This is a genomic window from Microbacterium soli, from assembly GCF_039539005.1.
Classification (GTDB): domain Bacteria; phylum Actinomycetota; class Actinomycetes; order Actinomycetales; family Microbacteriaceae; genus Microbacterium; species Microbacterium soli.
In genome coordinates, this window is the sequence record NZ_BAABCP010000002.1 from 332,273 (window position 1) to 348,559 (window position 16,287).

At 65.7% G+C, this 16,287-nt stretch carries 23 protein-coding genes; 3 read left to right on the forward strand and 20 right to left on the reverse strand.

The genetic code is table 11. The features are described 5' to 3' along the window. Positions 1-16 precede the first annotated feature (16 nt). From ABD770_RS13715 to ABD770_RS13800, 18 genes are all read right to left on the reverse strand, one after another. Entirely contained in the window at positions 17-3,250 is a 3,234-nt protein-coding gene (locus ABD770_RS13715; protein ID WP_344820232.1) for a tape measure protein, read from the reverse strand. Positions 3,251-3,263: 13 nt separating this feature from the next. After that, positions 3,264-3,509 carry a hypothetical protein gene (locus ABD770_RS13720; RefSeq protein WP_344820233.1) on the reverse strand — a complete coding sequence of 82 codons (246 nt, stop codon included), beginning with the start codon at positions 3,507-3,509 and terminating at the stop codon, positions 3,264-3,266. Between the two features lie 113 nt (positions 3,510-3,622). Continuing rightward, positions 3,623-3,979 carry a hypothetical protein gene (locus ABD770_RS13725; RefSeq protein ID WP_344820234.1) on the reverse strand — a complete coding sequence of 119 codons (357 nt, stop codon included), beginning with the start codon at positions 3,977-3,979 and terminating at the stop codon, positions 3,623-3,625. 88 nt (positions 3,980-4,067) lie between these two features. Beyond that, positions 4,068-4,682, reverse strand: coding sequence for a hypothetical protein (locus ABD770_RS13730; RefSeq protein ID WP_344820235.1), 615 nt, complete (start codon positions 4,680-4,682; stop codon positions 4,068-4,070). 63 nt (positions 4,683-4,745) lie between these two features. Continuing rightward, positions 4,746-5,174 (reverse strand): hypothetical protein, encoded by a 429-nt coding sequence (locus ABD770_RS13735; RefSeq protein ID WP_344820236.1) that lies wholly within the window; start codon positions 5,172-5,174, stop codon positions 4,746-4,748. After that, positions 5,161-5,439, reverse strand: coding sequence for a hypothetical protein (locus tag ABD770_RS13740; RefSeq protein ID WP_344820237.1), 279 nt, complete (start codon positions 5,437-5,439; stop codon positions 5,161-5,163). Before ABD770_RS13740 ends, ABD770_RS13735 begins: the two co-directional genes overlap by 14 nt. A 3-nt stretch (positions 5,440-5,442) precedes the next feature. Then, positions 5,443-5,832 carry a hypothetical protein gene (locus ABD770_RS13745; protein WP_344820238.1) on the reverse strand — a complete coding sequence of 130 codons (390 nt, stop codon included), beginning with the start codon at positions 5,830-5,832 and terminating at the stop codon, positions 5,443-5,445. Then, entirely contained in the window at positions 5,829-6,350 is a 522-nt protein-coding gene (locus ABD770_RS13750; protein ID WP_344820239.1) for a hypothetical protein, read from the reverse strand. The genes ABD770_RS13745 and ABD770_RS13750 overlap by 4 nt, the downstream gene beginning before the upstream one ends. 173 nt (positions 6,351-6,523) lie before the next feature. Beyond that, positions 6,524-7,795 (reverse strand): phage major capsid protein, encoded by a 1,272-nt coding sequence (locus ABD770_RS13755; protein ID WP_344820240.1) that lies wholly within the window; start codon positions 7,793-7,795, stop codon positions 6,524-6,526. 22 nt (positions 7,796-7,817) lie between these two features. Continuing rightward, on the reverse strand, positions 7,818-8,534 hold the full coding sequence (locus ABD770_RS13760) for an HK97 family phage prohead protease (protein WP_344820241.1): 717 nt from the start codon (positions 8,532-8,534) through the stop codon (positions 7,818-7,820). After that, a complete protein-coding gene (locus ABD770_RS13765) occupies positions 8,531-9,973 on the reverse strand; it encodes a phage portal protein (protein ID WP_344820243.1) in 1,443 nt (480 codons plus the stop codon). Before ABD770_RS13765 ends, ABD770_RS13760 begins: the two co-directional genes overlap by 4 nt. Then, positions 9,973-10,176, reverse strand: a complete 204-nt coding sequence (locus tag ABD770_RS13770) for a hypothetical protein (protein WP_344820244.1) — start codon at positions 10,174-10,176, stop codon at positions 9,973-9,975. The genes ABD770_RS13765 and ABD770_RS13770 overlap by 1 nt, the downstream gene beginning before the upstream one ends. 16 nt (positions 10,177-10,192) lie before the next feature. Then, positions 10,193-11,881, reverse strand: a complete 1,689-nt coding sequence (locus ABD770_RS13775) for a hypothetical protein (RefSeq protein WP_344820245.1) — start codon at positions 11,879-11,881, stop codon at positions 10,193-10,195. Between the two features lie 12 nt (positions 11,882-11,893). Continuing rightward, positions 11,894-12,220: a hypothetical protein gene (locus ABD770_RS13780; protein WP_344820246.1), complete on the reverse strand. Its 327-nt coding sequence runs from the start codon at positions 12,218-12,220 to the stop codon at positions 11,894-11,896. 274 nt (positions 12,221-12,494) lie between these two features. After that, complete coding sequence (locus ABD770_RS13785) at positions 12,495-12,671, reverse strand: hypothetical protein (RefSeq protein WP_344820248.1); 177 nt, start codon at positions 12,669-12,671, stop codon at positions 12,495-12,497. A 75-nt stretch (positions 12,672-12,746) separates the two neighbouring features. Beyond that, positions 12,747-13,304: a hypothetical protein gene (locus tag ABD770_RS13790; RefSeq protein ID WP_344820249.1), complete on the reverse strand. Its 558-nt coding sequence runs from the start codon at positions 13,302-13,304 to the stop codon at positions 12,747-12,749. An 83-nt stretch (positions 13,305-13,387) separates the two neighbouring features. Next, a complete protein-coding gene (locus tag ABD770_RS13795; RefSeq protein ID WP_344820250.1) occupies positions 13,388-13,699 on the reverse strand; it encodes a hypothetical protein in 312 nt (103 codons plus the stop codon). Then, positions 13,696-13,911: a hypothetical protein gene (locus ABD770_RS13800; RefSeq protein WP_344820251.1), complete on the reverse strand. Its 216-nt coding sequence runs from the start codon at positions 13,909-13,911 to the stop codon at positions 13,696-13,698. The genes ABD770_RS13795 and ABD770_RS13800 overlap by 4 nt, the downstream gene beginning before the upstream one ends. A gap of 47 nt (positions 13,912-13,958) precedes the next feature. Here ABD770_RS13800 and ABD770_RS13805 point away from each other — a divergent pair, with 47 nt between their 5' ends. Both ABD770_RS13805 and ABD770_RS13810 read left to right on the forward strand, forming a co-directional pair. Then, positions 13,959-14,147: a hypothetical protein gene (locus tag ABD770_RS13805; RefSeq protein ID WP_344820252.1), complete on the forward strand. Its 189-nt coding sequence runs from the start codon at positions 13,959-13,961 to the stop codon at positions 14,145-14,147. 87 nt (positions 14,148-14,234) lie between these two features. Beyond that, positions 14,235-14,462: a hypothetical protein gene (locus ABD770_RS13810; protein ID WP_344820253.1), complete on the forward strand. Its 228-nt coding sequence runs from the start codon at positions 14,235-14,237 to the stop codon at positions 14,460-14,462. A 65-nt stretch (positions 14,463-14,527) separates the two neighbouring features. On the opposite strand, the gene ABD770_RS13815 is transcribed toward ABD770_RS13810, so the two are convergent. Both ABD770_RS13815 and ABD770_RS13820 read right to left on the reverse strand, forming a co-directional pair. Beyond that, positions 14,528-14,956, reverse strand: a complete 429-nt coding sequence (locus ABD770_RS13815) for an HNH endonuclease signature motif containing protein (RefSeq protein WP_344820255.1) — start codon at positions 14,954-14,956, stop codon at positions 14,528-14,530. Positions 14,957-15,098: 142 nt separating this feature from the next. Continuing rightward, a complete protein-coding gene (locus ABD770_RS13820) occupies positions 15,099-15,365 on the reverse strand; it encodes a hypothetical protein (RefSeq protein WP_344820256.1) in 267 nt (88 codons plus the stop codon). Positions 15,366-16,073: 708 nt separating this feature from the next. On the opposite strand from ABD770_RS13820, the gene ABD770_RS13825 reads away from it, so the two are divergent. Beyond that, positions 16,074-16,253 carry a hypothetical protein gene (locus ABD770_RS13825; RefSeq protein ID WP_344820452.1) on the forward strand — a complete coding sequence of 60 codons (180 nt, stop codon included), beginning with the start codon at positions 16,074-16,076 and terminating at the stop codon, positions 16,251-16,253. Positions 16,254-16,287: the final 34 nt, after the last annotated feature.

Genomic DNA, 16,287 nt, shown 5'->3' on the forward strand with positions numbered 1-16,287 from the left:
CACGATCGGCATCCGATCACCCCACCCTCACAAGAGCACCCGACCTGAAGTACGCGGCCCGCTGAGCGCGCTGCAACTTCCGGACCAGCTCGTCCTCATCCCGCGTGTACACGTCACCCGTGATGAGAACCCCCGGTCCACCACTCGCCGTAGACGCCCCTAGTGATCCGCCCGCGGACGCAGACATCGCCGCCGAGAACGGCACCTGCAGTGACCGTTTCGCCGCGTCCACACCCGACTGGAACTGATCGACCAGGGACTCGCCACCCTCACGGACCCGGGTCCACCCGGCCCCAGAGAACGGGCCACGCTTCGCCGGGCTGTGCGGGAAGAATCCCTTCACGAAGTCCATGAGACCGCCGAAGGCTTCGCCCACCTTCCCGAACATGGACTTCACACCGTCGATCAGGTTCCGAATGATCGCCTTGCCCGCGTCGAGCAGCTTCGGCCCGATGGACTTCACCGCATCGACGATCCGCGGACCCATCTCTTTGACCGCCGCGATGAGCTTCGGGATGATCTCCGGGATCGCCTTGATCAGCGCGGTGAACAACTCGATCGCTGCGACGAGCAATGTCGGGATGAGGCTGATCAGCGCCGACACGATCTGCGGCAGCATACCCACGATCGCAGTCAACAACTGCGGCAGGATCACCGGGATCGCCAGTACGAGCCGGGTGAACAGGTCCACCGCGGCCGCGAGCAGCGTCGGGATCATCGAGACCAGCGACTCGACGATCGCTGGCAGCAGGTCGACGATAGCGGTCAGCAGATCCGGCAGGATCGTCGTCACCGCGTCGACCAGGCCCAGGAACAGCTGGATTCCTGCGTCGAGCAGCAACGGGATCGCGCCGACGATCGCTTCGAAGATCAGAGGCAGCGCCTCGAGCAGTGCCGTGATGATCTGCGGTATCGCGGCCACCAGTGCCGTGACCAGGCCGAGGAACAGGTTGATGCCGGATTCGATGATCTGCGGCAGGAACCCGAGGATCGTGGTCAACAGGGTCGGCAGCAGGTCGGTGATCGCCGTGATGATCATCGGCACCGCGGTCACGATGCCCTGGATCAGCCCCTGCATCATCTGCAGGCCCGCGTCGAGCAGCGCGGGGATCGCGGCCAACAGCGCGCCGACGAGGCCGGGGATGATCCCGACGAGCGCGTCGAGCAGTGCCGGCAGGGACGCGACGATCGCGTCCACGAGAGCCAGCACGAGGTCGGCGGCGCCCTGCACCAGGACTGGCAGGTTCTCCGTGAGCCTCTCGGCGATCACCGGGACGACCCGGCTGACGGTGTCTGCGATGCCCTCGATCAGCTTCGGGAGCATCGTGGTGACCCCGTCGACCAGCGACTGGATCCCGTTCGACAGGGTGTCCGGGCTGAACAGGGTCAGTGACCCCAGCAGGCCGATCACGAGCCCCAGGGGGCCACTGAGGCCCGCGAACAGCTTCCCGATGATGGGGAGCCGCGCCATCATCCCGCCGAGCGCACCAGCCACAGCACCGATCACGGGCAGCAGTGGTGCGAACACGGCGCCGATGTCCTTCAGACCCGAACCGTCGAACTTCCACCCCGACAGTGCGGCACCGATCCGCTCGAACACCGGGGCGACCTTCTCCCCCAACGTCGCGAACAACGGCTCGATAGCGTGCTGCACCTGCTTCAAGGCGTTGATCACGCCCGGCATCACAGTCTTCAGCCCCTCGAACGCAGGCCCGAGGATCACCGCACCGATACGGCTGAGCGCGGCACCCACGTTGGATGCCATGCCCTTGAACGACGTGCCCATGACCTTCGCGGCATCACCGAGCTGCCCCGTGATCGCGACGAAGTCCTCGAAGGACACCTTGCCTTCGGAGACCATCTTCCGGGCTTCTTCACCGGTCACCTTGTAGTGCTCGGCGATCATCGGCAGGATCGCGACCTGGTGCTTCTGCAACTGCATCAACGTCGCGCCGTCGAGCTTGCCGGTCGCGGCGACCTTCGCGAAGATGTCGCCCATCGTCTGCATGTCCGTGCCCGCCACCGCCGCAGTAGCAGCAGTGGAGTTCAGCGCGGCACCGACCTTGTCGATCGGAACCTTCGCCGCAGCGAAAGCCGCCGCGGCGTTCGCCGCCTCATCCAGGCCGAACGCGGTCCCATCGACCGAGTCGGTCGCCGCAGTCATCAGCTTGTCAACGTCCTCGACATTGTTCCCCAGCGCGGTCAGCTTCGTCCGGGCAGTATCGATCTTCTCAAGACGTCCGAACCCCTTCGTCAGAGCAATGCCCAGGGTCGCGGCGACCGCGGCACCCGCGGCCTTGAACGTTGACCCGACGAACTGTGCCGCGTCACCGGCGACACGCTTCACCCCGTCCATCGCGGTCGAGAACACACGCCCGATACCGGACGCGACCGGGCCCATCACAGCCCCGATCCCGCTGATCGCCTGCCCCGCGAGACCGAACGCGCCCTTGAACGCACGGCCGACCGGCGCGAGAGCACCCTTCAGCTTCTGAATCTGCGGACCAAACTTCGCCCGCAGAACGTTCTCCGCGTTCGCCAACGGCGACACAACCCGGTTGGCGACGTTCAAACCGAAGTCACGCAACCCCGACACCGCGGTGCCGATCGCGGACCGCATCGGCCCGGTCACACGCTTCGCGAACTCACCGACACTGCGCAGGACCGGTGTGAACGCCTTCGACGCCAGCCCACCGAGACCCTTCGAGAGGGCCGTCACCGGGGCCATGAGATCGGCGAGGTTCTTCCGCACGGCCGCGAACCCGCGGCCCACCGCCGGCGCTGTCCCGGCGAGGCGCTGCTGCGCGGCCGCCAGCCTGTCAGAAGCGGAACGGGTAGCGTCCTGCGCGGCCTCCAACTTCCGGACCTCGGACGCGAGACGCTCCTCCGCCCGGATCACCTGCGACGAGTCCGCCGCATGCTTCTTGCGTGCCTCCGCGAGCTGCGCCTCAGCGACACGCACCCGCCCCGCTGCGTCCTGCTCCTTCAACCGGGCGGAGGACACGGCGCGGGCCGCTTTCGTGACGTCTGCCTGCACCTGCTTGCCGAGGTCAGCGTTCGCCGTTTGGAAGCCCTTACGGAACCCGACACCGGCGTCACGGCCCGCGGTCGTGGATGACTTCGAGAAGCCCTTACGGAACCGGGCAGATCCGTCCTTCTCGGCCCCCTCGATCTCCTTCATCACGCCGCGGCGGAAGCCCTTGAACGTGGGGAAGATCGCGACCTGACCGTTGCCGACCTCAGAGGCCACAGGACCACCCCCTCTACCGGAACGCGCTGCGGCGCTCCAACTGCGCCTCGAGCTCGGCGCGACGCTCAGGCGTCACATCCGCGTTCGTGTCGCGTTTCTCCCACATCTCGAAGAGCGTCACCGGTTTCGGGTGCTTCTTCTGGTCTCGGTTCGCGTTCAGGTACGACTCGGCGAGCACAACCATCGCCATATCCGCCCAGGACAGGGCGCGTGTGAGGCCGGAGAGCTCCATCACGAGGTGGGAGCCGGTCTCCTTCATGAGTTCGACGATCAGTTCGATCGCTTCACCCCAGGTGACCGGCCCACCGATGTCATCGACGGATAGGTGAAGCAGGTGTCGGAAGTCCCAGCGGATCGCCGACCGGTGCTCCTCTATGAACGCGAGGAGCGCTGCGCTTCCCCCAGGCGTGCCTCGTTCTTCTCCTGCCACGCCTGGAAGTACTTCTCCGCGACCTCGGTCGTGTCGAAGATGTCGAGCTCGTCCAGAGCCTCGGACGTGGCCTTGTCGCCCAGGCCGTCGAGCAGCGCGAACAGCTGGTCGATCTCGTCGGGCAGGTCACGGATCACGCGCAGCAGCTTCGTCTTGAACCGGAGCGGGATCCGCAGTTCCCCGTCCGGGGTCTGCGTGTAGAACGTGTCGCCGACGACCATGTGCTTCGGCTTCCGCGCCGGTGCCTTCGCATGGACGGGGATCGGCTCAACCTCTGCGGTCTCGTCTTCGGTGCTCATGTGGGTGTCCTTTCGTGGGTGGTGTGGGTGGGATGTGGGTGAAGCGGGGCGCCGTGCCACCCACGGTCACAGCGCCCCGCAGTCGGGGTCAGTCGTCGTCGCCGGGATCGGTGCCGCCGCCGTTGCCGGGCTCCTCCGGGGGCAGCACCCACTCACCGAAGTGCTTGTTGTGCAGCACCGGCGAGGTGTGGATGTTGAACGTCAACGCGTTGCCCATGACCTCGCCACGGGTGTTCTGGTCCTCCTCCGAGGACGCCAGGGTCACATTCGCGGCGACACGGCGACGGATCGCACCGTTCTTGAAGATCTCCTCCGAGAACACGACCCACTGGGTCGCGTGCCCACCACCGTCGATCTCCAAGTAGCCGTGCGAGTCGGGCGCGATTCCCGCGATGATCTCCCGGACCCGGTCGGACAGTGTCTCGGCGGCGGTGATCGTCAGAGTGACGTTCGCGAGACCGGACGGGATCGAATAGCCCTCCTGCCAGAACGTGATCGGGTCACCGTCAGCAGCCCACGCGAACTGCGGGCCACCGTCCTCCTTGAGGAGCCCGATCTTCACGAACGAGGAATCGAGCGTCAGATCCGGGTCTGCGCCTTCCTCCGGCGTCGGGATCGTGGTTCCGAACGGGGCGAACCCGATCGAGCCGGTGACGGGGACGCCAACGGCGAGAATGTCATTTCCAGCGGCGTCTGCCACCATGATTGCTCCTTCACGACAAAGGCCCCGCCGTGAGGCAGGGCCTGGGATGGTTGTGGGTGGGTTTCAGAGCGGCCGACCAGCGACCGCAAGAGTGAGGGTGAAGTAGACCCGGGCACGCTCCTGCGCTTCCGGGACCATCACCGGGGCGGTGGAGTCGAGCACCGCCGACACCGGGTTCCCCGGGTCCGTGGACGGGATCTGCGACCTCAGCGCATACGCGATCCGTGCGAGCTCCTTCGCCGGGTACGGATTCTCTCTGGTGCCTGCGAGAACCGACACGCCGACCGACCGTTCACCGGTCAGGACGGATGTTTCCGGGCCGCCGTCGTCACGGATGACGATCAGCTTCTCCGGTAGCGGCTCGAACTCGACACGATCGACTTGCACGCCCGTACAGACGGGCTCAGGACGCGTCAGAATCCGCGACCGGTACCAGGAGCACAGGAACAGCTCAAGGTCGTCATAGGCGACGATGGGGTCACCGGCGGCCATGACCCACGCTCCTCAATGCACGCGCGAGTACGCCCATCTTCGACTCGATCAGCAGCGACTTCGGATCCGTCGCGACGACGAGACCGACGTACCGCTTCTTCTCGACCTTCCCTGTCGCGATGATGCCCCGCTTGTAGTCGCCCGAATCGACCGGCGCTGACGCGCGAGCAGCCGCCGCGACCTGGTCACGCACCTGATTCACCAACGCGACGACCTTCGGCGACCGGCCAAGCTCCTCGAAGAACGTGTTGTTGACCTTCGCCACGATTCAGCCCTCCGACATCTCGAGCGGGATCTCCACGACCGGATGCCACCCCGTGAACGGGTTCACATCAGCCTCCGGCCGAGCATGCACGTAGTAGGTCTCCGAGCCACGCCGGATGCGGTCACCGACCTTCACATCGGATGCCGGGTGGCAGTAGAGACTCTTCGCCGTCAGCACATCCGACCGGGTCGCATCCGCACTCCCCATCGATGACGACGACGCGACGAACGCCCCATCGACCGTGATCGTATCGACGTCGTCCCAAGAACCTGGCAGGGGCCGGTCAGGGTTCGCCGGGTTCGGCACCGGCCGCCGCCTGTCCCTGAACACAGACTCCCCAAAGGGGAACTCCATGGTGGGCCCGCCGGCGAGGTTGTCGAGCCACGACATCACGGCCCCCAGTTGAGCTTGTACGGTGCCAGGACGTCCTTCTCGGACTCCAACAGTGGAACACCCAGGGCGGCACCGTCCCGGCCCGTCGCGAGCCGCACGGACGCGGGCCCGACCGCCTGCTGCACGACCGGCCCACCGGATGCGGCACGCTTCGTCAGCGTGACGATCAGGGCCGCAACGTCCGGGACCTCGTCGAGGTCGTACCCGTGCTGGATCTTCAGCTCGATGCTGCCGACCTCGCACGACCATCCCGACTCCAACGTGAGCACACCGGCACGGCGGGAGAACCGCACCTTGTCGGTGACGTCCCGCCCGTCACTGGTCGCGCTGATGATGCCGCGGACCCGTTTGGACGGCACGAGCAGCGTGGTGCCGCCCGGGCCGTCCAGAACGAGTTCTTCGGTGATGATGGGCGCGACGTGCCACCCGCACTCGGCCCGGACAGCCCGGTTCGCCGCCTTGAGCCAGAACCCAGGATCAACCTGGGTTGTCTCGCTGACGATGGGTTCGATCGCCACGCCCACCACCTCCTACTTCGTTGCCGGCGTTACCGCCTTCGACTTCGGCTGCTTGACCGCCGCGGGCTTCTTCGTCACAGGAGTTGCCGCCTGCTTCTTCAGAAGACCGAGCCGATCAGCGTCCTCACGCCGATAGCGGACTCCGTTGACCGTAACCATCACGCCAGCCACGATCAGTCGTCACCCTCGCCGGTGCCGCCCTCGACGGTGCCCTTGGTGCCGATGACGAGGCGCGACGGCTTCCAGATGACCTGGGCGGCGCGCAGCTCGGCACGCACGTAGGTCATGTTCCGCTGGGCGTAGTCCTTGTGCTGGTTGAATGCCTGCACGGACAGGCCCTCACGGTCGAGGAGCGCGATCTGACGGAAGTCACCCAGGATGAACTGACCCGACTCGAGCTGCTCCGACACGACGCGCGGGCGACCCCACAGCGTGGACGGACCAGAGTTGAACGGACCAGCACCGTAGAAGCGACCGTTGTCGTCCTGCATGAGGTCGATCTCTTCGTCGTCCTCCGGGCTGACGAGGATCGCCTGCACGGTGCCGCCCTGCTGACGGGTGACCTTCGTGATCGACCGGCGCGACGCCTTCACGAGGCCCATGGCGCCCGTCTCGGTGTACTCGGTCTCGAGCACACCGGTGGTGTTCAGGAGGCCCTTCGGCTGCCCGTTCGTGCCGGTGCCGTTGAGGAGGATGTCCTCGATGACCGCGTCGAGCGAGTAGCGAAGCTCCTGGTCCATGTAGGTCGCGAACGCGGGCGCGTCGGACAGCAGCTGGTTGGTGACGTCGTAGCCGTCCGCGTAGGTGAAGACCTTCGCGTCAGCGAGCGCCGTCGACAGCTCCGACACCGGCTTCAGTGCGTCGTCGTCGTCACCATCGGTCGCCTCGGGCACGATCGCAGCGTTGCGGGTGACCCCGACGACCTGCACGTACTCGAAGTTGCCCCCGGTCTGACCACGGCTGATCAGGTCGAGCAGGCTCAGCGCGGGACGGTCGACGAGGTCGACCATCGGGACACGGATGTCCTGCACGTGGGCCTGCGGCGACGTGAGCGCCTTGCGGTTGACGAAGAAGTCCTTCATCGTGCCGATGCGGACCGTGCCGATGTTGATCGGCGTGCCCTGCCCGACACCGGAGGGGTGCGCCTTCACGAACTCCTGGTACGGGGCGGACTTCATGAACCGCTCACCGAGCGGCACGTCCTTGAAGTCCGCCGGGTTGTCCTCGGCGGAGTCGTCGGACTTGCCGAACTCGACGAGGTCCTTGAGCGCCTTCTCCGACGCTTCGATCCGCTCGATGCGGGTCTTCAGCGCGGTGATCTCGGCACCCTTGGCTTCGATCTCGGTCAGCTCCTCGTCAGTGAACTCGCGGCTCTCCGACTTCGCCTTCGCCTGCATGCCGAGGAGCTCCTTCTGGAGCGCCGCGAGCTGTTCCTTGAGATTCATCGATCTCTCGCTTTCTGCGGTCCTACTGGGCCGCGTAGATGTTGATGAGCCCCAGGTGCTGCGCGGACGGTCCGGACTTCTGCTCCTCGGCGTTGGCCCCGTCGGGCTCCTCAGCGTTGGCGTCGGTCGGCTCGTCTGCCGTTCCCTGGTCGTCCACAGACACCGACCCATCCGGGGTCAGTGCCGCGTCGTCCGCCTTCTGGCGGGCGTCTATGAGCGCCGCGACAGCCGCATCACGTGCGGACTTCACGGCGAGGATCTCGGTCTCCTGGTTCGCACCGACCGGCACGATGGAGATCTCGTGGATGAGGAGCTTGCGCAGCTCGTAGTACGACCCGCCGTCTTCGGGCTTCCGCTCGACCCATGAAGCCTCGAGGATGTCGTACGCGAACGACATCTGCCGGACCCGCCCCTCGAGAAGGAGCTTGTACGCGTACTTCGATGCCTCGTTCGTCAGATCGAGCTGCGACTCCGTCCAGAGTCCGTGCTCGTCTTCCCGGGCCTCGGTGGTCGCGCCAAGGTTCATGAACGGGTCGTCCATGCGGTGCCGCCAGTACAGCGGGATACCCTCGCCCTTCGCGCCATACTCCTTCAGCGCGTCGATGAACGCGCCGGGGACGACCATGTCGCCGTACGAGTCGACGTTGTTGAACACGGACGCGTACGCCTGGAACAGTCCGGAGTCCTCGTCTCCGATCGCCTTCACCTCAACGTCGATCGTCTTCGTGAGCATCGTCATGACGCGCTCCCTCCTGCGGAGAACTCCGCCTCCGCGTTGTCGTTCTGTCGGCGAGCCACTTCTGCGGCGAGCTCGGCATCCATCCCGGCCTTCGTGAGGTCGTCTACCAGCTCCCTGTCCCAGCGCTCCCGGTCCCACCATTCCGTGGAGCCGGCCAGCTTCTGCCGCCGCACAACGTCGCGCTGCCGCTGCTGGAATTTGAGCAGCACATCGTCGAGCGCCTTGCCGTCCTGCGGGGACGCCTGCCCACCGATGAGAACGTTCAGCGGCGTCACCAGCTCGTCGCCGCCCTCGATGTGCGCCAGGTTGAGTCGGCTGCGCGCCTCGTTCCTGGTGAGCACCGGGGCACCGACAGCTGTCGAGATGTAGTCGATCTGCTCCTCGAACGAGCCGCGCATCTTCGCCTCGATGTTCGCCTCGATATAGACCTCATCCTTCGGAGCGAGTAGCGGAGGCAACGACGCGTTCAGTGCCTGCTCCCACGCCGTGAAGTACGGGCCGAGGTTCGGACCGTACAGCATGTCCTTGAACGCCTTGATGTTCGAGAACGTGCCCTCCCGCGCGCCGATCAGCTCGGGGGCGATGTAGTACGCCGAGCACACCTCGATGTCGGTCAGCTTCCGGCCTTCCAGATCGAGCGTGTCCCGGGGCCGGAACGCAGTCACTTCCTTGACCGTCATCCCGTCCTCGAGTATCGGGGTACCGCCTTCTTCCCCGCCGCCCTTGATGAACTTGCGCCAGGAGTTCTTGAACCGCAGGAACGCGGACTCCTCGAACTTCCCGGCAGCGACTGGGCGTTCGATGACCATCGGGACGCGGGCGCCGTTCTTCCAGATCGACCGGCGGTACTCGACTGCCTCTCGTGACTCGTCGAGGATCGCCTGCAGCGTGCGCAGTGGCGATGTGCCGTTCGTGCCCCGCTCCGAGTAGCCGACATCGAGGATGAAGTTCTTCGGGTCGGCATCCCACGTGGAGCCATCCTTCCGAGTGATCTTCACCTTCTCGATCCGGCCGAGCCAGTCACCCTCGAAGCTCACGCGCGATGCGGGGATGCGGACGAGCTCCCACCCGTCCTCATGCTGGACGATCTGTGCGCACCACTTGTCGTGCAGCAGCCCGTCGATGATCAGCCGTTCCCAAAAACGCATCGCAGTCATCGCCGGTGCGCGCGACGGGCGACGTAGCAGCTGTGCGAGCTCGCCCTCTCGGATGCGCTCCCGATCGAACTGGGCATTGAACTGGAACAGGTGCAGCGGTGTCGACGCGACGTTGCGGGCGATGAACCCGACGACCTTACGGACGGACGGCTGGTTCCGCCACGCCGGCCCGTACTCAAGCCGGTCATCCCAGTTCAGCAGGTCAACCGGCGGGTCCACGACCTCGATACCTCGGCCGCCGAGCCCTTCCGACAGGTCGGCGAGCGTCTCGAAGTAGGCCATCAGATCACCACCTGCACGTACTTGACCCGCCGGGCGGGGATGAGGACAGCACCAGCGATCGGCGCCGGGATCGGACGGTCAACGTCCTCGACGTCGACGAGGGTGACGAACGCCCGCGTGGCGGACTCGACGACGCCTCGCAGCGTCGCACCGTCCGTGCACACGACCACCGGTCGCCCGGTGAGCGTCTTCAGCTCGCGCATGCTCACCTCCATGTGGTCACAGGACGAGCAGGTCGTGGTCCTCGTACGCGCTCGCCTGGGGTTCGGGCTTCTCGGTGGTTTCCAATGCGAGGACAGCGTTCGTCACCGCGACCGCCGGTGCCACATCCACGACGGACCCGGCACGGTCCCACACGTCCATCCCGGACAGTTGCTTCGCGACACCGTTCGCCATGGCCATGTCGAGGATCGGCTGCCCCCTGTGCCGCAGCAGCTCGTCCCGTACCCGGTCCTTCAACCGGCCCGCGGAGTTGAGCATGGTCGTGCCGAAGATCTCGACGACCTCGAGCCCGGCCTCTTTCAACGGTTGTACGAAGTCCGCCGCCGGGCAGCCTCGCGATTGGACGGCGACGTGCCGGATGCCCTGCGCCTCGGCGATCCGCTTCACCTCGGGGACCACCCACAGCATGCCCGCACGCATGCGGATGATCTCCACATGGATCAGCCCGTCATCCCGGTACCCGGCGACGGACACGTAGGTCATTGACCGGTTCCACGACGTGTCGATACCGATCACCATGTGCGAGTCCTCGCTGATCTGCGACCCGGCCGCGACGAGGACGCCACGTCCGTCGACCTTCGGTGCATCCGCGAGGTCGCCCCACTTCGGATCCATGAACGGAGCCACCCGGGACGTGACCCACTGGCACAGCACCTCCGTGCGGTACCCGGCATCCGTCATCCCGCGAATGTCAGCGAGCGCTGACGCGACAGTCATCGCCCCGTACCCGATCGAAGGGTTCGCCTGCAGGATCCCGGCGACGTCGTCCTTCTCGCACCCGTCCGGTGCCGACCACTCGAACAGGCCCAACGACACGTCATGCGAGTTCGCGTACTCCTCAGCGGAAACGAAGCCCTTCTCAACGTACTCTTTCCACGCGTCACGGTCAGCGATCCCCGCGTCACGCTGCTGCCGCAGCACCACAGCCGTCGAGTCGCCAGCGTTCGACACCAGCCACAGCTGACCGTTCCAGAAGCTTTTCGTCGTCTGCGAGACTGCGTTCCAGCCCGACCAGTCCTTCTGCTCCCGGCCCTCATCCATGAGGACCTTCGCGGCCGGCTTACCGCGTGCGTTCTTCGCCGCCCGGATCTCATAGTGGGCGCGGGACCGGGCGGTGATCCGCTCCTTACCGTTCGTGTCCGTGACCTTCGCGGTCGCGTCCTGCAGCGACTCGATCGCGAGCTCGGCATCCTCCGCCGTCTCCGGCTTCGGGTCGCACCACAGCTTCACGACATCCCACGGTTCACGGGCGATGTCGAGCGTCTGCGCGACACCGACGACCTTGAACTTCATCGGAGGCACCCGGTCAGGGTGACGAGCCGAGTCGACGAACAGCCACCACGCAGCCAGCACCCCGGCGAGCGTCGTCTTGCCCTGCTGCCGGGCGACGAGCACCACGATCCGCCGGAACCGGTACTCACCGTTCGGGAGCAGCTCGAGTGCACGGATCAGCAGCGCCCGCTGCCACGGGTACAAGATCACCTTCAGGATCTGCTCGGCGAACTCGATCACCTCGAACCCGAGCGACGTCTCCGGCGTCAACGGGCGCAACGGGGGAGTCCCGATCCGGGGCTCCGTGCACCCGACATGCTTCGCACCCTTGAGCGGCGCCACGGTGTTCACGACCGCCAGATACTCGGGCGTCTGCCACGACTCCACCGCCGGCGCTTCGAGGACGAGAGACATGACCCTCCTCGGCTACGCGCTGATGCCCTTCCGCTGCTTGAACGCGGCCAGGTCATTCGGCTTAGGCTCCGGATCCGGCTTCTCGTCCATCTCCGGCTCTGACACATCCGGCGCCTTCCGCACAGGAGAACGAACCGTCGAGTTCAGAACCGCGCGCGCGTCCCGCAGCGCATTCCGGTACTCGATCCGAGGACGCGAACCGCCCCCGTTGTCCAGCTCGTCAGCAAGCGACCGGAGAAGCTCGACGAGGGGAGCTTCCTCCGGCACATGCGCGAGCCCAGTAGCCCGCAACATCCGCGTCAACGCGGCCCTGTGCGGCCGCGGCGAGGCCTTCGCCATGACGGGTCACCCCCTGGTAGTTTCAGGCCCCCACAATCGGGGGGAGAGGAAGAGGCCGGGCGGGAGGTGTGCCGTGTGTTGGGCCTTCTGGCGATGTTGACGCCCCTCCCCCTCGTGGGGTGGTGCTGGAAGGCTCTGTGCGTGCCTCAGAGCGCGGTTGCGAGCCAGAGACCGACCGGGATACCCACCGCGCAGGCGATGAGCGCAGCGGAGGCGACGAGGGTAGGCACGACGACCCACGCGGGGGCATCGGCTATCCATAGTTCGAGGCGGTTCATGATGACCCCTCGCTGGCGAAGCTCATGCCACGGCGTGGTGTCCATTCCTTCGCTGCCTCGGCGTCTTCCTTCTCGATGCGTTCGAGGGCTTGGAGGTGCAGCTCGGCGCGGCCGATGGCGGTTTCCGCTCTCTCGCGCTGGCGGCGCTTGCGGACCCATGCGGGAGTGGCCATGTCGTCTCTCCTGCCCGAGCATGCGAAAGACCCCGGTGCACAAGGCGACACGGGGTCTTTCGGAGGTGAGGCTGGCTACGCGATGCGAGCCAGGTAGTCGAGGTCGAAGCGCTTGTGACACGGCACGCAGCGCGCTTCGTAGTGAGCCGGGTCGAGACTGTACGGACCGCGCTTGTCGTCGATCCGCTCGTTCTCGTCTCGGTGGTCGTACGACCAGTGCGCTGCAAGGCCGCCGCAGTCGACGCATCGGTGCTGGCTCGCACTACCATGCATCCGCTTCACGCGGTCGTGCGCACCACCGATCCCGATGACGTCTTGGTACCGGTGATGCGCGCCGCCGCAGGACTGCGCCGAGCCGCGCCGAAGGTCGCCGGTACGCACCCGCGTGACTCTTCCGCAGTCGCATCGGCAAAGCCACAAGCTCCCGCCTTCGGACCGCTTAGCGGGGATGTACTCGGCCACTACCAATGCGCCGAACCTCTCCCCCAGGAGATCATGCTTCGGCTTGAACGGCACGTGGAGCGGATCGCCGTAGCGCCACTGCTTCATGTAGTGGCCGTAGCAGAGCGCCTTGCGCTTCACCGGCTTTTCGCATCCGTCGATGGTGCAGATGGTGGGTTCGGTAGACTGCATCGCAGCCCTCCAATCGAGTTCAGTTCGATTCAGGGTCAGGCCCCGGCAGGTGTTCCACCACCTGGTTTGGGGCCGTTCTCATTCTACCAATCACGGCTCAGAATCCCGATGCCTGGCATCGGCGCATCCTTGCCTCGCCGCACATTACAGTCCTGATGGCTGTGTCGGGCGTTCGCGGGGTCGTGCTGCAGGTTGGGGTGGGAGGCGACCGGGTAGAAGTGGTCGAGGTTGTGGGAGTCGGGCGTCGAGTTCGGTGGGACGGTGTAGTCCACGCGCTGCCCACAGAGCCAGCAGTTCGCGGCTGGATCTCCGGCCTCGTCGAGCGTCTTCCCTTGCTGGAAGAACTCGCGCTTGAACTTCGCCCATGCCCTGGTGTTGACGCGTTGGGTGCTCATGACAGGCGGGAGAGGATGTCGGTCTTGCGTCGGACGCCGGTGAGGTCGACGCCACGCTGGTCTGCGAGTGCCCGTAGCTCGCGGATGGTGAGCGTCTCGAGCGTGGGTGCTGGGGTGCCTGGGCGGGACCAGCCGCGGCCCGTGTAGGAGTCGGCGACGTCGTCGGGGACGTGCACGGTGAGCCCGGTTCGTGGGTTGGTGATCGCGGCCATGCGGTCCTCCCCTGGTCAACGTCGGTGGGTGCCGATAGTGTGCGGGCATGGGCAAGAACATGCGCGACCCGTACCTGATCGTCACGAAGAACTTCGTGGTCTCCGACCGGCGAGGCCGGAAGTACATGGCGAAGATGCTGAACGACGAGTACGAGGTTGTCGCTGAGCACAAGAACGCGTTGTCGCGGGCGTCGACGGTGACGTTCCGGAAGACGAACCCCGACTACCAGGGTTGATACACCCGCGCTCGCTCCCACGTCGGCGGCCCCTCGTATTCTCGATAGGCACGTCCTGCATTCAGCAGGACGACCGACGAGATGGGAGTGGAGATGAGCGCAAGTGGGTTTGGGGACTTCGCCAAGGACCTGAAGAACATGTTCATGGAGACGACTTACGAGGAAACAGCGCAAGCGGTAGCCGAGCAGCTGCGTGAGCAGGGACTCGATACAGCAGACGCGGTCGAGCTCGATCTGTCGACGGACTCTGACGATGTTCATCTGGATGTTGAGCGTGTGCGAGCGCGGGTAAACGAGATCCTCGCCGAGGGTTGAGCCTGTGGGGCGGCCGGACTGGGAACCGGCCGCCCGAGGGGTGGGGACCCACAGGAAACGACGATCTAACGAGAGCCGACTCGAGCACGGTGTCGACGCAATGCCTCGCGCGCGCAATCCCGACAGACGAGCGACTTGAACCGCTTGTCCACCCTGGTGTTCGCGGACGTTCGAACGTGCCCTGATGGGCACTTGGACTCGACATCACCTCGGCCGCGCGACTGCATGCCGCGACGAATGTTCTCGCGGTGGGTAACCGGCTCCAGATGATCCGGGTTCACGCAGCGACGATTCCGGCAGAGGTGATCGAGATCCAGCCCAGTCGGTATGGGGCCGACGAGCGCTTCCCATCCCCACCTGTGGGCGGAGCGGTACGCGCCATCGAAGAAGAACTTGCCGTAGCCGCCGCCCCCGAGCGATGCCGCCCAGATCCAACAGCCGTCGTCGTTCTTCTCGATCTTCGAACGCCACCTATTCAGTGCGCTATCGTTCATCACATCGACTCCTTCCCGAGTCGGTCATGCTCCCGGCCTGTTACCAGCAGGTGCGGGAGTTTCTCGTTAGAACTGAAGAAGCGCCCGGTCGCGTGACCTGGGCGCTTCTGTCATTCCTGTCTGATCATCAAGGTACGGGGGTTCAACGGGAGCTTGGCAAATCGTGGTTCCGGCGTGTCGCTTCCTCGCGTTCTCGCCGCATCTTGCGTAGTCGTGCCTGCCAGACGGGGTCCGCGGTCATCCGCTCACGCCACCACGTCTTGAGGATGCGTTCGTCGACGACGCGGTGTCGTTGGCCGTCCCGCATCTCCCAGCCCATCGGCATGCCGTTGCGGCGCCAGCGTTTGATGGTGACGACCGATCGGCGTGTGACCTTCGCGGCTTCCCGGTAGGTGAGGTACTCAGCCATCTGGAGGCTCCTGTTCGTGAGCGGGTGCGGTATTCCGCAAGATTTGCTCAAGATGCTGCCTTGAGGCTTGCTGGATGCCGGGCTCTGACGCATCCTGATGTTCCTGCCTCCGGAGGGTTGGCAGATGGGGGGTCCAGACCCCAGGGGGTCTCACGATCGGGGGATGTGAGACCCCCACTCCGTTCGGGCCCCTGTGGTGGACAGTGCGCATGCAATCTCCGTCGCACGACGGATGCTGGGTGTGGGAATCGGTCTCGCCGCGGGGTCGGGTGTCGGGAGCATCATCGACATCTTTCGCTCCCGTTCTCGCCGTTGATGCACGTCGCCCAGATACGTGCAGGACGTCGACCGAATCCCGACTGTGAACGCACACATGTTCGGCGCGTACGATCAGGAGATGAACAGACACTCCCCGTCCGATGATGACTCGGACAGACGCGCAACAGACCGGTGGGCTGACGACGGGGGAACCCCGGCGTTCGCCGTGATCCCGCCGGAACCGTCCACGAGCTGGGTGCGAGCAGTCGCGAGGCACTGGCATCCATACGCGCCCACTCAGGCCACCCAGGACCGTGCTGCTGAGGTGAAGCGTGCACGGGCGTTGAAGCCACGCGATATCCCCTCCCAGAGCCCCGACCCTCGCGGGTGAACGGCAGCGCCAGGTGACCTTCGGCGAACCGGTATCTATCCGCGGCGGATGCGCGTAGCGTGACCAACATGTGGACAGTCCTCGTCATCTTGCTCGTGGTGTGGGCCGTGCTGGCGGTCACTGGGTTCGCCATCAATGGCCTCCTCTGGCTTGCGATCATCGGTGTGATCCTGTTCGTCGGCACCTTGATCTTCGGGTTCGTGCGGAACCGCAGCCGCAGGGACCACTTACGGCCTTGAAATGCGCACGGGTGCGGGGCAGCGCGATCTCCAT

Bases quoted from the DNA above. Each gene is read 5' to 3' on its own strand.
- ABD770_RS13795 (WP_344820250.1), bottom strand. From the start codon at position 13,699: ATGAGCACCCAACGCGTCAACACCAGGGCATGGGCGAAGTTCAAGCGC.
- ABD770_RS13775 (WP_344820245.1), bottom strand. From the start codon at position 11,881: ATGTCTCTCGTCCTCGAAGCGCCGGCGGTGGAGTCGTGGCAGACGCCC.
- ABD770_RS13785 (WP_344820248.1), bottom strand. From the start codon at position 12,671: ATGGCCACTCCCGCATGGGTCCGCAAGCGCCGCCAGCGCGAGAGAGCG.
- ABD770_RS13735 (WP_344820236.1), bottom strand. From the start codon at position 5,174: ATGGCCGCCGGTGACCCCATCGTCGCCTATGACGACCTTGAGCTGTTC.
- ABD770_RS13805 (WP_344820252.1), top strand. From the start codon at position 13,959: ATGGGCAAGAACATGCGCGACCCGTACCTGATCGTCACGAAGAACTTC.
- ABD770_RS13800 (WP_344820251.1), bottom strand. From the start codon at position 13,911: ATGGCCGCGATCACCAACCCACGAACCGGGCTCACCGTGCACGTCCCC.
- ABD770_RS13815 (WP_344820255.1), bottom strand. From the start codon at position 14,956: ATGAACGATAGCGCACTGAATAGGTGGCGTTCGAAGATCGAGAAGAAC.
- ABD770_RS13780 (WP_344820246.1), bottom strand. From the start codon at position 12,220: ATGGCGAAGGCCTCGCCGCGGCCGCACAGGGCCGCGTTGACGCGGATG.
- ABD770_RS13760 (WP_344820241.1), bottom strand. From the start codon at position 8,534: ATGACGATGCTCACGAAGACGATCGACGTTGAGGTGAAGGCGATCGGA.
- ABD770_RS13765 (WP_344820243.1), bottom strand. From the start codon at position 9,973: ATGGCCTACTTCGAGACGCTCGCCGACCTGTCGGAAGGGCTCGGCGGC.
- ABD770_RS13730 (WP_344820235.1), bottom strand. From the start codon at position 4,682: ATGGTGGCAGACGCCGCTGGAAATGACATTCTCGCCGTTGGCGTCCCC.
- ABD770_RS13820 (WP_344820256.1), bottom strand. From the start codon at position 15,365: ATGGCTGAGTACCTCACCTACCGGGAAGCCGCGAAGGTCACACGCCGA.
- ABD770_RS13770 (WP_344820244.1), bottom strand. From the start codon at position 10,176: ATGCGCGAGCTGAAGACGCTCACCGGGCGACCGGTGGTCGTGTGCACG.
- ABD770_RS13755 (WP_344820240.1), bottom strand. From the start codon at position 7,795: ATGAATCTCAAGGAACAGCTCGCGGCGCTCCAGAAGGAGCTCCTCGGC.
- ABD770_RS13725 (WP_344820234.1), bottom strand. From the start codon at position 3,979: ATGAGCACCGAAGACGAGACCGCAGAGGTTGAGCCGATCCCCGTCCAT.
- ABD770_RS13790 (WP_344820249.1), bottom strand. From the start codon at position 13,304: ATGCAGTCTACCGAACCCACCATCTGCACCATCGACGGATGCGAAAAG.
- ABD770_RS13720 (WP_344820233.1), bottom strand. From the start codon at position 3,509: ATGAAGGAGACCGGCTCCCACCTCGTGATGGAGCTCTCCGGCCTCACA.